Origin of the sequence: Massilia sp. YIM B02443, assembly GCF_030411955.1 — a bacterium.
In the GTDB taxonomy this organism is placed as follows: Bacteria; Pseudomonadota; Gammaproteobacteria; order Burkholderiales; family Burkholderiaceae_D; genus Telluria.
This window is the reverse complement of record NZ_JASNRA010000001.1, coordinates 218,558-232,580: the sequence shown is the minus strand read 5'-3', so window position 1 is coordinate 232,580 and position 14,023 is coordinate 218,558. Positions and strand designations below refer to the sequence as shown.

8 protein-coding genes are annotated in these 14,023 nt (G+C 66.2%); all 8 read right to left on the bottom strand.

The genetic code is table 11. The features are described 5' to 3' along the window. Positions 1 to 51: 51 nt before the first annotated feature. Entirely contained in the window at positions 52 to 2,349 is a 2,298-nt protein-coding gene (locus QPK27_RS00920) for a diguanylate cyclase domain-containing protein (RefSeq protein ID WP_290416318.1), read from the bottom strand. 235 nt (positions 2,350 to 2,584) lie between these two features. Then, positions 2,585 to 3,694: a glycerophosphodiester phosphodiesterase gene (locus QPK27_RS00915; protein WP_290416317.1), complete on the bottom strand. Its 1,110-nt coding sequence runs from the start codon at positions 3,692 to 3,694 to the stop codon at positions 2,585 to 2,587. Positions 3,695 to 3,757: 63 nt separating this feature from the next. Continuing rightward, a complete protein-coding gene (locus QPK27_RS00910) occupies positions 3,758 to 5,638 on the bottom strand; it encodes a glucokinase (RefSeq protein ID WP_290416316.1) in 1,881 nt (626 codons plus the stop codon). Positions 5,639 to 5,727: 89 nt separating this feature from the next. After that, on the bottom strand, positions 5,728 to 6,759 hold the full coding sequence (locus tag QPK27_RS00905) for an alpha/beta fold hydrolase (protein ID WP_290416315.1): 1,032 nt from the start codon (positions 6,757 to 6,759) through the stop codon (positions 5,728 to 5,730). A 76-nt stretch (positions 6,760 to 6,835) separates the two neighbouring features. Beyond that, entirely contained in the window at positions 6,836 to 8,704 is a 1,869-nt protein-coding gene (locus QPK27_RS00900) for a bifunctional diguanylate cyclase/phosphodiesterase (RefSeq protein ID WP_290416314.1), read from the bottom strand. A gap of 212 nt (positions 8,705 to 8,916) precedes the next feature. Further along, a complete protein-coding gene (locus tag QPK27_RS00895; protein ID WP_290416313.1) occupies positions 8,917 to 10,611 on the bottom strand; it encodes an alpha-amylase family glycosyl hydrolase in 1,695 nt (564 codons plus the stop codon). A gap of 26 nt (positions 10,612 to 10,637) precedes the next feature. Then, on the bottom strand, positions 10,638 to 12,269 hold the full coding sequence (locus QPK27_RS00890) for an alpha-D-glucose phosphate-specific phosphoglucomutase (RefSeq protein WP_290416312.1): 1,632 nt from the start codon (positions 12,267 to 12,269) through the stop codon (positions 10,638 to 10,640). Positions 12,270 to 12,489: 220 nt separating this feature from the next. Further along, the gene (locus QPK27_RS00885) at positions 12,490 to 13,827 is read right to left on the bottom strand and encodes an MFS transporter (RefSeq protein WP_290416311.1); all 1,338 of its coding nucleotides are present in this window, start codon (positions 13,825 to 13,827) and stop codon (positions 12,490 to 12,492) included. Positions 13,828 to 14,023: the final 196 nt, after the last annotated feature.

Genomic DNA, 14,023 nt, shown 5'->3' with positions numbered 1-14,023 from the left:
GCCAGGGCGGCGGGTCCGTGAGCATACGACAGGGCGTATTACAGGGGAACCTCAGGCGGCGTCGCCCACCGGCTGCAACAGCTCGGCCATGCGCGCGATGGCGAAGGTGTTGCGCCCGGCCGCCTTGGCCTGGTACAGCGCGCCGTCGGCCAGTTCGCTGATCGATTGCGTGGTCACGCCCGGCGCGTCGGCCAGGCCGATGCCGATGCTGGCGCTCACGCGCAGCACGTGGCTGCCGGCCGTGAACGGCGCTTCCATCGCCTGCAGGATCTTCTTGGCCACCAGTTCGACGTCGCGCGGCGAGCCGCATTCTTCCAGCACGATGGTGAATTCGTCGCCGGCCAGACGCGCCACCAGGTCGGAACTGCGCACCGCATTGCGCACCCGGCGCGCGAACTCCACCAGCACCATGTCGCCGATGGCGTGGCCATGGCTGTCGTTGATCGCCTTGAAGCAGTCGATGTCGAGGTAGAACAGGGCGAAGCCACGCTCGCGCGATGGCGCGCGCTCCACCGCCGCCTGCAGGCCCAGTTCGAACTGGCGCCGGTTGGGAATGCCGGTCAGCGAATCGGTGTGCGCCAGCGCATGCAGGTTGCGTTCGTGCATGCGCGCCGCGGTGGCGTCGGTGGTCAGGATGTACACCCCGACCACGGCGCCGTCGCGCACGTCCGGCAAAAAGGTGGAGTGCACGATGCGCGCATGCTTCTTGCGGATGATGTCATGCTCGCACTGCGACGCCTTGCCGATCCAGGCGTCGTCGATCGCTTCCTTCTGCTGCGCGTAGTAATCGTCACCGAAGGCTTCGGCCATGGTCAGGCCGATGATCTGCTCGGAGGTCTTGCCCAGCCACGACTGGTGCACCACGTTGGCGAAGCGGTAGCGGTGCTGCTGGTCGAGATACGCGATCAGCACCGGCAGGTTGTCGGTGATGGTGCGCAGCCGGTTCTCGCTCTCCGCCAGGCGGTTCTGCGAAGCGTTGAGCGCGGTGATGTCCTTCATCGCCACCACCGCGCCCAGGGTCTTGCCCTGCGCGCTGCGCAACGGGCGGCCGCTCGCCATCAGCGTGTAGGGATCGCGTCCGGCGGGCGCGATCACCATGGCGCCGCCGCGCACCACTTCGCCCTTGAGCGCGCGCACCAGCGGCACTTCGTCCATCGTCATGGCGGTCAGGCCGTCGGCATGGAACAGCGAATAGTGCTCGGGCCATTCGGCCGCCGGCACCGCCTTCAGGTCGAAGCCGTGGAATTCGCGCGCGCTGCGGTTGAACAGCGACAGGTTGCCCACCGCGTCGCAGGCCACCACGCCGACGTCGATCGATTCGAGCACGGCGTCCAGCAGCTCTTCCTTCTCTTCCATCTGCTGCTGGCCGCGAATGCGCTCGGAGATGTCGTTGACGAAGGCGCCGACATAGCGCGCCTCGTTCCACTTGTGCGTGGCGAGCGTCATCTCGATCGTGATCTGGCGTCCGCTCTGGGTCAGCGCCGCCATCTGCACGCTGCGCGCCAGATACGGGCCCGCGCCCAGCTCGATCAGCATGCGCATATTGCGTTCGTGCGCGGCGCGCTGCGGCGCCGGCACGATCAGTTCGGCCAGCAGACGCCCGATGGCCTGCTCGCCGGTGTAGCCGAAGATGCGCTCGGCCGACGGGTTCCAGGCCACCACGCGCCCTTCGCTGTCGCTGCCGATAAAGCCGCTGAACGACGAAGCGATGATGGTGCGGTTCCAGGCTTCGCTCTGGCGCAGCATGGTTTCCGTGGTTTCGTGCTGCGCCACCTTCTCTTCCAGCTCCGCGGTGCGGGCCGCGATGCGGCTTTCGAGTTCGGTGTTGAGCGACTTGAGCGCCTGCTCGGCCAGCATGCGGGCCGCCACCACCCGCGTGTGATTCAGTTCCACCTCGACCATCTTGGCGATGTCCTTGAGCACCCGGCGCTGCTCGTCGGAGAAGGTGCGCGGCCTGGTGTCGATCACGCACAGCGTGCCCACCGCGTGGCCGGCGTTGTACACCGGCTGGCCGGCATAGAAGCGGATGTGGGGCGCGCCCGTCACCAGCAGGTTGTCGACGAAGCGCGCGTCGAGCGCGGCGTCGTTTATCACCAGCATGTCGTTGGCAGCCAGCGCATGGGCGCAGAACGACAGCGAACGCGGGGTCTCGGCCGCGGCCAGGCCGTAACGCGACTTGAACCACTGGCGGTCGGCGTCGACCAGCGACACCAGCGCGATCGGCGCGTCGAAGGTCATCGCCGCCAGCCGCGTGAAGCGGTCGAAGCGGGTCTCGGCGGGCGTGTCGAGGATGTCGAGTTCGGCCAGCGCGTGAAGGCGGGCCTGTTCCGTGGAAGCGGTGGAAACCATGAGGGTCCTGTTGATAACCGAAAGTAGGGACGGCGGAGTCGCGGCCGGACAAGCGGCAGGCGCCAGGGATAGGGGCGACCACGGCCGAATCTTAGCATGCAGTTCCTTGCGGCAACTACTGTTTCGGGTAGAAGCGTCGCGTGGCGTAGACGGTTTCAGACACGCCGTCAATACAGAACGTCAATAATTGTCACTATGCACTGTGATTTGATACAGCCACCAATAGTAAAAAGCGCTAGCGCCGATTGAACGCATCAATGGCAGCGCGGCCGGCGGCCGGGTCATCGCTGAAGACGCCGTCCACGCCTGCGTCCAGGTAGGCGCGGATCTCGGCGATCGCGTCGCCGCGCACGTTCGGCGCATCCGCAGGCGGGGCGCGTAGCGGCGTCGGCAGGAAGGGATTCTCCGGACGTATGGTCCAGACGTGCACGGCCAGCCCGGCGGCGTGCGCATCCGGCACGAAGCGGGTCGGCGCCGCCAGGCCGTTGGCGGCGTCGCGCGGGATCACGATGGTCTTGATCGGCGCCACCACCTCGGCGTAGGCGGCGATGGCGCGCAGGCCGCTTGGGGTGATCATGTCGGCGTAGGTCATTCCGCTGCCGGCGGCGACCTGGTCGTACGGCGCCTCGTTCGGCGCGCTGACCAGCTGCACCAGGCGAAAGCTGCTGATCGTGCGCAGCTGTTTCAAGTTCCCGACCTCGAACGACTGGATCAGCACCGCCGCATCGCGCCCGCGATAGCTGTTCGCGTTCAAGGCGTCGACCAGGCGTCGTTCGAGCGGCAAGCCGATCGACTGGAAATAGGTTGGGTGCTTCAGTTCCGGCACCAGCCCGATGGTGCGGTTGCGCGCGCGGCTCTCGAGATCGACCAGGTCGATGATTTCCTGCAGCGTGGGAATCGGATACTCGCCGTCGTAGGCCGTATTCGCCGGGCGGTTGAGCGGGATGCGTTCGCGCGCGCGCAGCTGTTTGAGTTCGGCCAGCGTGAAGTCTTCGGTGAACCATCCCGTGATCGCTACGCCGTCGATCGTCTTGCTGGTCTTGCGGCCGGCGAACTGCGGCAGCGCGGCGACGTTCGTGGTGCCCGAGATCTCGTTTTCATGGCGCGCCACCAGCACGCCGTCGCGCGTGGCCACCAGGTCCGGCTCGACGCTGTCGGCGCCGTCCTCGATCGCCTTGCGGTAGGCCGCCAGCGTGTGCTCGGGCCGCAGGCATGATGCGCCGCGGTGGGCGGTGACGGTGGGTAACGGCGGCCAGGACGGGCCCGGGTTCTTCAGGTCGACGCCGGGACTGGCGCAGCCGGCGACCAGCGCCGCCAGCAGGATGAACGAGGAAGGTAGCCGCATGGGGCGCTCCGAAGCGATCGTGCCGCCAGTCTGACCGCGCCTCATGACATCTGTATGACGGCGCTAGATATCCAGGTGCGAGATCAGCAAACGGCGCTGCTCGATGTCGTTCTGGCTGCCCTCCCCTTGCGGTCCGAGCGAGATCCCGACCGACATGATGTCGATCAGCAGCAGCTGCAGGATGCGCGAAATCATCGACAGGAAGGTGGTGCTGTCTTCGCTGTGGTCCACGGCCAGGCACACGCTGGCCTTCTTGGCCAGCGCCGACTTGCTGCTGGTGATGGCGATGACGTCGGCGCCGGCGGCGCGCGCGGTGTCCACCGCTTCCAATAATTCAGGCAGCTGGCCGGCGGTGGAGATCGCGATCGCCACGTCGCCCGGTCCCAGCAAGCCGGCCGCCAGGTTGAACAGGTGCGAGTCGCCATACAGCGCGGCCGGAATACGGAAACGGAAGAACTTGTGCTGGCCGTCCAGCGCCACCACGCGCGAGTTGCCCATCGCGTAGAACTCGACGCGGCGCGCGCGGCGCAGCAGCTCGATCGCGCGGTCGATCGCGTGCACGTCGAGCTGGTCGCGGAATTTCAGGATCGCCGACACCGTGTTGTCGATCACCTTGGCCGACAGATCGTGCGTGCTGTCGGTGAGGCGCACCTGGCTGTGGCGCACGGGAATCGTGCCGGTCAGGCTGCCCGCGAATTTGAGCTTGAATTCGGCCAGGCCCTGGAAACCGAGCGAGCGGCAGAAGCGGATCACGGTCGGCTGCGAGACGTCGGCCAGGCGCGCGATCTCGGCGATCGGCTCGGACAGCACCTTGCGCGGATGGTCGACCACCAGCGCCGCCACGCGCTGCTCGGCCGGCGAGAGCTCATGGCGCAGCTGCTGCACGCGGTCCATCAGGGTGTTGGCGCCGCTGCGCCCGCGCAGGTGCTCGGACAGGATCGCCGACACGCCGTACAGGGCCGGGTTCGGGGTCATGATCACGTAGGTCGGGATCTGGGCGATGTAGTCGGTGAAGCGGCCCTTGGCTTCGAAGCGGGCACGGAACGGCGAACCCGCGAACCACTCGCCCATGCGCGGCACGATGCCGCCGCCGATGAAGATGCCGCCGAACGCGCCCAGCGTCACCGCCAGGTTGGCCGCCGCGCTGCCCAGCATGCCGGAGAAGCATTCCAGCACTTCCAGGCACAGCGCGTCGTTGTCTTCCAGCGCGCCGCTGATGATGTCGGCGGCGCTCCGGGCTTGCACTTCGACGCCATTGCGTTGGGCCAGCGCGCGGTAGATCAGCTCCATGCCGGGGCCCGAGATCAGGCGCTCGTTGGAGACGTGCTTCCATTCGCGCCAGGCGAATTGCAGGATCGCGAATTCGCGTTCGTCGCTCGGCGCGAAGTTGACGTGGCCGCCTTCGCTGCCCAGCGTGACGAAGCCGTCGATGGTCGGGATCACGCCCGACACGCCCAGGCCGGTACCCGGCCCCAGCACGCCCGACACCGCATGCGTCTGCGGCGCGCCGCCGCCGACCTGCATCAGGTCTTTCGGCTGGAAGCCCGGCAGCGCCATCGCCAGCGCGGTGAAGTCGTTCACGATCAAGAGCGTCGACAGGCCCAGCGTGCGGCGCACCTCGTCGGTCGAGAACTGCCAGTCGCGGTTGGTCATGCGAATGAAGTCGCCGCTGATCGGATTGGCCAGGGCGAAGGCCGCATGGTTGATGCGCTGGCTGGACTGCTGGCTGAGATGCTGCTCGAAGTAGGCATGCAGCAGCGGCACGATGCCGTCGTAGTCGTCGCAGCGCAGCACGGCCACGCGGCCCAATACGCCGGGAGCGGTTTCCAGGCCAAAGCGCGCGTGGGTGGCGCCGATGTCGGCCAGCAGGCGCGGGCCGTCGGCAAAGGCGGCGCGCGTGGGCCTGGTCGTGGGGGTGTCGGGAGTGTCGGGATCAACGGTCATCTTGTAAGGATACCATTGAACGAATTGCAAAAGAATGGGGTGCGAGCGAGGGCGGCATCGTTCGTGCGCCCTCACCCGTCGAACCTGGATCAGCGCACCAGGCCTTTCAGCAGCGCCTTGTGGAACTGCGCCGGATCCTGCATCTGCGGCGCGTGCCCCATCTCCGGGAAAGTCACCAGCACCGAACCCGGGATCGCCTGGCGCGTCTGCTCGGCCAGCACCGTGTAGTTGCCCAGCTTCGGCCGCACGCTTTCCGGCGCCGCGTCCTTGCCGATCGCGGTCGTATCCTTCAAGCCCATCAGCAGGAAGGTCGGCACTTTGATGAGCGGGAACTCGTACACCACCGGCTGCGTGTAGATCATGTCGTAGATGAGCGCCGAGTTCCACGCCACCACCTCCTTGCCCTTGCCGCGATACATCCCGACCAGCATCTGGACCCAGGTTTCGTATTCCGGCTTCCACTGGCCGTTGTAGTAGGTGCTGTGCTCGTAATTGCGCACCTTGTCGGCCGAGGTGTTCAGCTCGCGCTGGTACCACTTGTCCACGCCCAGCGACGGCACGCCCAGGTTCTTCCAGTCTTCCAGACCGATCGGGTTGACCATCACGAGTTGATCGGTCGCTTGCGGGTACATCAGCGCATAGCGCGTGGCCAGCATGCCGCCGGTCGAGTGGCCCAGCACGATCGCCTTGCTTACGCCGATCGAGGCCAGCAGTTTATTCGTGTTGTCGGCCAGCTGCTGGAAGGTGTACTGGTAGTGCGCCGGCTTGGTCGACTTGCAGAAGCCGATCTGGTCGGGCGCGACCACGCGGTAGCCGGCATTCGTCAGCGCCTTGATGGTGCCTTCCCAGGTGGCGCCGCAGAAGTTCTTGCCGTGCATGAGGACCACGGTCTTGCCATTGGCCTTGGCCGGCTTGACGTCCATATAGGTCATCTGCAGGTCGACGTCCTGCGACTTGAAGCGGTATTGCGCGGTCGGATATGGGTAGCTGAATCCTTCGAGTTCCGGGCCGTAGCTGGGTTCCTGCGCGGCGTGCGCGGGGGCCAGGGTCAGCGCCAGGCCAAGACCAAGGCCGAAACTGACGCCTGCGAAAGCGCGTGCGATGCGTGTAAAGACGGGCATGGCATTCGATCAAAGTTGACGGAATCACCAGTCTATCCGAATTCAACCCTGGTTCGATACCGCCCGTGTCGCGCATCTAGGCCAGCAACGCCCGCATCTCCGGCACCGACAGCCTGGCCGCGCGCGCATCCTGGAAGCGGCGCAGCACGCCCTCGATCGCCGACGCCGGCTGCGCGGGGCTGAAATACCAGCCCTGTACGCAGTGCACGCCGCGCTCGGCCAGCCAGGCCAGGTCGGCTTCGTCTTCCAGTCCTTCGCACAGCAGCTCGGCGTGGAACACGGCGGCGATGCCCTGGATCAGGGTGAACACGCCGGCGGTGCGGGCGTCGCGCGCCACGCCGTGCACGAACTGGCGGTCGGCTTTCAGGCGGTCGAACGGGAAGCTGGTGAGCGCATCCAGGTTCGAGTAGCCGGTGCCGAAATCGTCGACCGCCACCCGCACTCCGAGCGCGCGCAGCGCCGAAATCCGATGCGACAGCAAGTGCTGCGAGTCGAGCAGCAGGCTTTCGGTGACCTCGAATTCGAGCAGCTCGCCCGGCACCCCGGTCTGCTCCAGCACCCGTGCCAGGCGCGTGAAGATCTCGCCGTGCATCAGCGAGGCGCGCGAGAAGTTGAGCGCCACCGGCGCCACCTCCAAACCGCGCGCGCGCCAGGCCGAGATGTCCTGGCACACCAGTTCCAGCACGTGCAGGTCGAGCTCGAAGATGCGGCCCGAACTCTCGGCCTGCGGCACGAACATCGCCGGCCCCACCAGGCCGTAGACCGGATGGCGCCAGCGCACCAGCGCTTCCAGCCCGATCAGGCGTCCCTGCGCGACGTCGACCTGCGGCTGATAGTGGACCTCGAGCCGGCCGAAGCGCTGCACGCCGCGGATGGTCTCGCGCAGTTCGTAGCGCAGGCGCGCCCGCGCCACCAGGGCGCTGTCGTATTCGTGCACCACGCTGCTGTCGCGGTGCTGGCGGATCGAAGAAGCGGCAATGTCGGCGGCATCGAGCAGGTCGCCGGCCGTGCCTTCGTATGGCGTGACTTCGCGCCGCAGGCCGATTCGCGCATGCAGCGTGTGCATGCAGCCCGGCTCCACCTCGAACGGCCGGTCGATCGCCGCGCACAGCGCCTTGATGCGCGCTTCGTGCTGGTCGGGCAGGCTGGTAAGCGCGAACGCGAACTGGTCGCCCCCCAGGTGGCCGAGCAAGGCGCCCTCGCCCCACGCTTCCAGGCGCTTGGCCATCAGGCGCAGGATGCGGTCGCCCGCCTCGCGCCGGAACAGGTCGTTCACCTGGCGGAATCCGATCAGGTCGATCATGCCGACCGTGACGGTGGTGTTGTCTTCCTGTCCCAGCAGGCGTTGCAGGTGGTGCAGGAACACCGAACGGTTGAACATGCCCGACACCGGATCGCAGTAGCGCAGCTCGAGCATGTCGACCACGATGCGCGCCAGCAGGCGCATTTGCGCGCTCTGGGCGGCGTCGAGCCGGCGCGCTTCGCGTCCCATCACGAACAGGGTGCCGAGCAGGTGTTCGCTGTCGCCCTTGAGCGAGACGGCGGCGTAGTGGCGGCAGTGCGGTGGACTGGCCACCATCGGGTGGGCGGCAAAGCGCGGATCGGCTTGCGCGTCCTCGACCTCGAACCAGCATTCGCCGGAGTCGACGGCGCTGCCGCAAAACGACCCGGAACGCGGCACGATGATGGCGTCGATGCCGATCCGCGACGGGAACCAGAGCTGGGACTGGAAGATGAGGCTGATGCCGCCGATGTCGGCCCCGCTGGCCTGCACCGCAAGCCGGGTGATGTAGTCGAGCTTGGCGTCGGTCGGCTCGGCCGCTGCCGCGGCCTCCTGGTCCTGGATGTGGAGACCATGCAGGGCGCCCGCTTCCTGCGCCACCGGGCGCATCCTGCTGCGCACCATCCTGTACAGCGGCAGAACTCTTGCGATATTACTCGTCATGTTTCGCTCTCCCCTCGTCGCATCGGGCCGGGGATCCCGGCGGCGCACTCTGGCGGTGCGCAATGCCGATACACGACGAATTTATTGCTAGCTTAACAGCATTTTCAATAAATACAGAAAAACCAGTAAATCAATTCCGCGAAGCAGTTAATTATGCGAAAAGGATGACTGGTTTTACTGTTGAGAGCAGCTAACTTGTTACTCTTGGGCGATCAATCCTGCGCGATCAGCGCCACCGGCGCGGCCAGTTCGAACTGCACCTTGCCGTCCTTGACCACGGCATTCTTGCCGGTGTACCAGTCGCGCACGGTCTGGCCGTCGTTGAACACGCCGCGCACCGAGATCGCCGCCGGTTTGCCGGCCGGCAGATCGAGCGCCACCACCACGCGGTCGCTGACGCCGTTCTTTTCCCAGGTGCGCTTGAAGGTGTAGGGGCTTGGCGCCAGCATCTGGTGCACGCCGGCGCCGACCGCCGGGTGGGCGGCGCGGAAGCGGCCCAGGCGCGCCCAGTGGTCGTGGATGTCGGCCACGCGGTACGCGCCGCGCTGGGCGTTGTTCTTCAACTCGTCCCAGTTCATGAACGAGCGCAGCGTGGCGTCGCCTTCGGCGCCGTCGACCTTCAACACGCGCGCGGTCTCGTCGCCATAGTAAATCTGGGCCGCACCCGGCGCCAGCAGCAGTTTATTCGCTGCTTCCAGCGGACGCTCGCGCAGCGGGTCGAACGGGCTGCCGTCGTCGTGCGAGCTGATGTAGTTCAGCACCGAGAAGCCCTTCATCTCGCCGTGCAGGATGTTCGAGTAATCCGAGAACACCTTTTCGTAGCCTTGCCTGGCATCGCTGCGCAGGCTGAAGTTGATCATGCTGTCGAAGCCCTGCGCCAGGTAGTCGACGGTCATGCCGCCGCCGCCCTGCTCCTCGCCTATCCTGTATTTGCGCGCGTGCTTGATCTCGTAGCCGTAGACTTCGGACGTCATGAAGAACGGCAGGTCGCCCAGGCGCTTGGATGGGTTGGCGCGCTTCCAGTCTTCGTACGCGAGGCTGGCTTCTTTTTTCAGTTCCTTCCAGATGCCCGGCTCGGTGTGCTTGACAGTGTCGGCGCGGAAGCCGTCGATGCCGAACTTGCGCACCCAGTCGCTGTGCCACTTCATCAGGTAGTAGCGCGGCGCGCGCGGGTAGCCGGTGCGCTTGAAGAAGTCGTCCAGCTCCTTCACTTCGCGCTCGTAGCGGCCTTCCTTCTTCCACTTGGCCACAAGTTGCGGCGGCAGTTCGACGTTCTGGTTGCTGCCAGTCAGGATGTCCGGCAGGTTGTCGACCAGGGTGCAATCCATCGTGGTCTTCGGATCCTTGTAGGTGCATTTCGGACCGGTGCGCACCCACGACTTCGGCCACACCGGATCCTGGGCGGTGACAGGGCCGGTGTGGTTCAGCACCACGTCGAAGACGATGCGGATGCCTTTCGCGTGGGCGGTGTCGACCAGCGTGCGCAGCTCGTCCTCGGTGCCGAAGGCGTCGTCCAGCGCCGTGAAATCCTTGGCCCAGTAGCCGTGGAAACCGTAGCTCTTGCCGGTGCCTTCATCGGTCGAGCCGTGGATGTTCTCGATCACGGGCGTCATCCAGATGGCGTTCACGCCCAGGTGGTTGAAATACCCTTCCCTGATTTTCGCCGTGACGCCGGCGATGTCGCCGCCCATGAAGCCGCGGAGTTTCGCGGCATCGTCCTTGCGGCCATATGCCTTGTCGTTGGCCGGGTTGCCGTTGTTGAAGCGGTCCGTCAGCAGGAAGTAGACGGTCGCGTTCTCCCAGACGAACGGCTTGCCGTTCGGGGCCGGGGCCGGCGCCTGCGCGTGAGCGGAGGACATGGCGCCGAAGGCGAGCAGCATGGAGGCGGCAAGGACGGGTAGTTTCATGCGGGTTCCTGTGTGGGTGGATGAAATCAGGTGACGACGGTGGGTTCGCTGCGGCCGGTGCGCCGGCGCAGCCCGGAGACGTTTTCCGCGACCTGCGCCAGGCCGGACAGCGCTTCCTGGGTGTCGAGGTCGTGGCGGGTGGAATCGGCTTCGTAGCGTTCGAGGTACAGGCGCACCGTAGCGCCTTCGGTGCCGGTGCCGGACAGGCGCAGCACGATGCGCGAGCCGTCGCTCATCACGATGCGGATGCCCTGCCTGGTGGACGTGGAGCCATCCACGGGATCGTTGTAGGCGAAATCGTCGGCCTGCGAAACGTGGTGGCCGTCCAGGGTCTGGCCGGCCAGTTCCGGCAGGCGTTCGCGCAGCGCGTCCATCATGGCATTCGCCGCCGTCGCATCCACGGCTTCGTAGTCGTGGCGCGAATAGTAGTTGCGGCCAAAGCGCGCCCAGTGTTCGCGCACGATCTGCTCCACCGACAGCTTGCGCACCGCCAGCAGGTTGAGCCAGAACAGCACGGCCCACAGGCCATCCTTTTCGCGGATGTGGAACGAGCCGGTGCCGTAGCTTTCTTCGCCGCACAGCGTGGCCAGGTTGGCGTCCATCAGGTTGCCGAAGTACTTCCAGCCGGTCGGGGTCTCGAAGCACGAGATGCCGAGCGCCTGGGCCACGCGGTCGGCGGCGGTGGAGGTCGGCATCGAGCGCGCGATGCCGGTGATGCCGCCCTTGTAGCCCGGCGCCACGGTGGCGTTGGCGGCGATGATGGCCAGGCTGTCGGATGGGGTCACGGCGATGCCGCGGCCGACGATCATGTTGCGGTCGCCGTCGCCGTCCGAGGCGGCGCCGAAGTCCGGCGCATCGGGCCCCGCCATGGCGGCGATCAGCTCGGCCGCGTTGACCGGGTTCGGGTCCGGGTGGCCGCCGCCGAAGTCTTCCTGCGGTTCGCCGTTGACCACCGTGCCGGCGGGCGCGCCCAGGATCCCCTCCAGCACTGCCTTGGCATAGGGGCCCGAGACCGCGTGCATGGCGTCGAAACGCATCCGGAAGCCGCTCGCGAACAGGGCGCGGATGGCGTCGAAGTCGAACAGGCGTTTCATCAGCTCGGCGTAATCGAGCACCGGGTCGATCACCTCGATGGTCATGTTCTCGATGCGGGTAGTGCCCAGCTGGTCCAGGTCGACCGGGGCGGCGTCGCTGATGTGGTATTCGCTCAGCGTTTTGGTGTGCTCGTAGATGGCGTCGGTGATCTTTTCCGGCGCCGGGCCGCCGTTCTCGGTGTTGTACTTGATGCCGAAGTCGCCGTCGATCCCGCCCGGATTGTGGCTGGCCGACAGCACGATGCCGCCGTAGCAGGCGTGCTTGCGGATCACGCAGCTCACCGCCGGCGTCGACATGATGCCGCCGCGCCCCACCAGCACGCGCTCGACGCCGTGGGCGGCGGCCATGCGCAGGATGGTCTGGATCGCTTCGCGGTTGAAGTAGCGGCCGTCGCCGCCGACCACCAGGTGGCGGCACTTGCCGGCGCCCAGCGTCAGGAAAATCGATTCGACGAAGTTCTCGAGGTAGCCCGGTTGCTGAAACTCGGTCACTTTCTTGCGTAGTCCCGACGTGCCGGGACGTTGTCCCGCGAACGGCGTGGTCGCGACGGTCTGGATGGTCATGCTGTGCTCCTGTCAGTGAACGTTGCCATATTCCAGGCTGCACTGCGCGGGCTGCACTGCGCGGGCTGCACTGCGCGGGCTGCACTGCGCGGGCTGCACTGCGCGGGCTGCACTGCGCGGGCTGCACTGCGCGGGCCGCGTCGGCGATCCCGGAATATGTTAATAAAACGTTACGATACGACAGCCGCGAAAATGACGTCGCGCGGCGTGAAGCCAGAATTCAGATGGCGGCCTTGACCGGCGCCGCCCTGTCGGTGACGCGCAGCGTCAGCAGCGCGGCGATCAGCATGCACACGCCGCCCAGCACCAGCGTCAGTACGGCGTGGCCGCCGAACACGCGGGCGCTGATCTGCCCCAGCAGCACGCCGCTGACGATCTGCGGGATCACGACGAAGAAGTTGAACAGGCCCATGAAGTAGCCCATGCGCTTGGCCGGCAGCGAACCGGCCAGGATCGCGTACGGCATGGTCAGGATCGAGGCCCAGGCCAGGCCGATGCCGATGAACGGCAGGATCAGGCCATGTTTGCTGTCGACCAGGTAGATGCCGGCCAGGCTGGCGCCGCCGATCGCCAGGCACACTGCGTGCACGGTCTTGCGGCTGGTGTAGCGCGCGAACACCGGCAGCAGGAAGGCGGCCAGCGCCGACACCCCGCCATACACGGCGAACAGCACGCCGACCCAGTTGCCGGCCTCCTGATAGGCCAGCGACTGCGCATCGCGGGTGCCGTAGATGGTGTCGGCGACCGCGGTGCCGGTGTAGATCCACATCGCGAACAGGCCGATCCAGGTGAAGAACTGCACGAAGGCCAGCTGCACCATGGTCTTCGGCATCTGGCCGAAGCCGCCGACGATCTCTTTCAGCGCCACGCCGAGGCCGCGCGATTGCTTGCGCTCGCGGTTGAAGGCTTCCATGTCGGCCGGCGGCAGTTCGTCGGCGGTGAACACGGTCCAGCACACGGCCAGGAAGAAGATCGCGCCGCCGGCGTAGAACGAGTAGCGCACGGTCTCGGGAATCACGCCGCCGGCAGCCGAATTCGACACGCCCATGCTCTCGAAGATGGTCGGCAGGAGCGAGGCGATCACCGCGCCGCAGCCGATGAAGAAGGTCTGCATCGCGTAGCCCGCGGTCTGCTGCGACGGATCGAGCTTGTCGCCGACGAAAGCGCGGAACGGCTCCATCGACACGTTGATCGCGGCGTCCATCATCCACAACACGGCCACCGCCATCCACAGCGCGCTGGAATTGGGCATCAGGAACAGGGCAATCGCGGCCAGCAAGGCGCCGATGAAGAAGAACGGACGGCGGCGGCCCCATTTCGGGTGCCAGGTATTGTCGCTCAGGTAGCCGATGACCGGCTGCACAAGCAGGCCCGTAACCGGGGCTGCCAGCCAGTACAGGGACAGATTATCGGGATCGGCGCCGAGGGTGGCGAAGATGCGGCTGGTGTTGGCGTTCTGGAGGGCGAAGCCGAACTGGATGCCGAAGAAACCGAAGCTCATGTTCCACAGCTGCCAGAACGACAGGCGCGGCTTGAGCACGCCCGTTTGCATATCCATGTGTGTCCCCAATCTGGCCCGGAACATGCCGGGCTTCTGTATGTGAATGCGCGGCGGGCTGGAGGCCTGCCGGGTACTGCATCAGATGCGACGCCGGCAGTCGATGACTACAGTCCGGCTAGCGTATCTGTAGCAAAATAACATGGTGATTTCTGAGTGTCAATCGTGACTTCTCCATAGTAGGAGCGATACGACA

Bases quoted from the DNA above. Each gene is read 5' to 3' on its own strand.
- QPK27_RS00920 (WP_290416318.1), bottom strand. From the start codon at position 2,349: ATGGTTTCCACCGCTTCCACGGAACAGGCCCGCCTTCACGCGCTGGCC.
- QPK27_RS00915 (WP_290416317.1), bottom strand. From the start codon at position 3,694: ATGCGGCTACCTTCCTCGTTCATCCTGCTGGCGGCGCTGGTCGCCGGC.
- QPK27_RS00910 (WP_290416316.1), bottom strand. From the start codon at position 5,638: ATGACCGTTGATCCCGACACTCCCGACACCCCCACGACCAGGCCCACG.
- QPK27_RS00905 (WP_290416315.1), bottom strand. From the start codon at position 6,759: ATGCCCGTCTTTACACGCATCGCACGCGCTTTCGCAGGCGTCAGTTTC.
- QPK27_RS00900 (WP_290416314.1), bottom strand. From the start codon at position 8,704: ATGACGAGTAATATCGCAAGAGTTCTGCCGCTGTACAGGATGGTGCGC.
- QPK27_RS00895 (WP_290416313.1), bottom strand. From the start codon at position 10,611: ATGAAACTACCCGTCCTTGCCGCCTCCATGCTGCTCGCCTTCGGCGCC.
- QPK27_RS00890 (WP_290416312.1), bottom strand. From the start codon at position 12,269: ATGACCATCCAGACCGTCGCGACCACGCCGTTCGCGGGACAACGTCCC.
- QPK27_RS00885 (WP_290416311.1), bottom strand. From the start codon at position 13,827: ATGGATATGCAAACGGGCGTGCTCAAGCCGCGCCTGTCGTTCTGGCAG.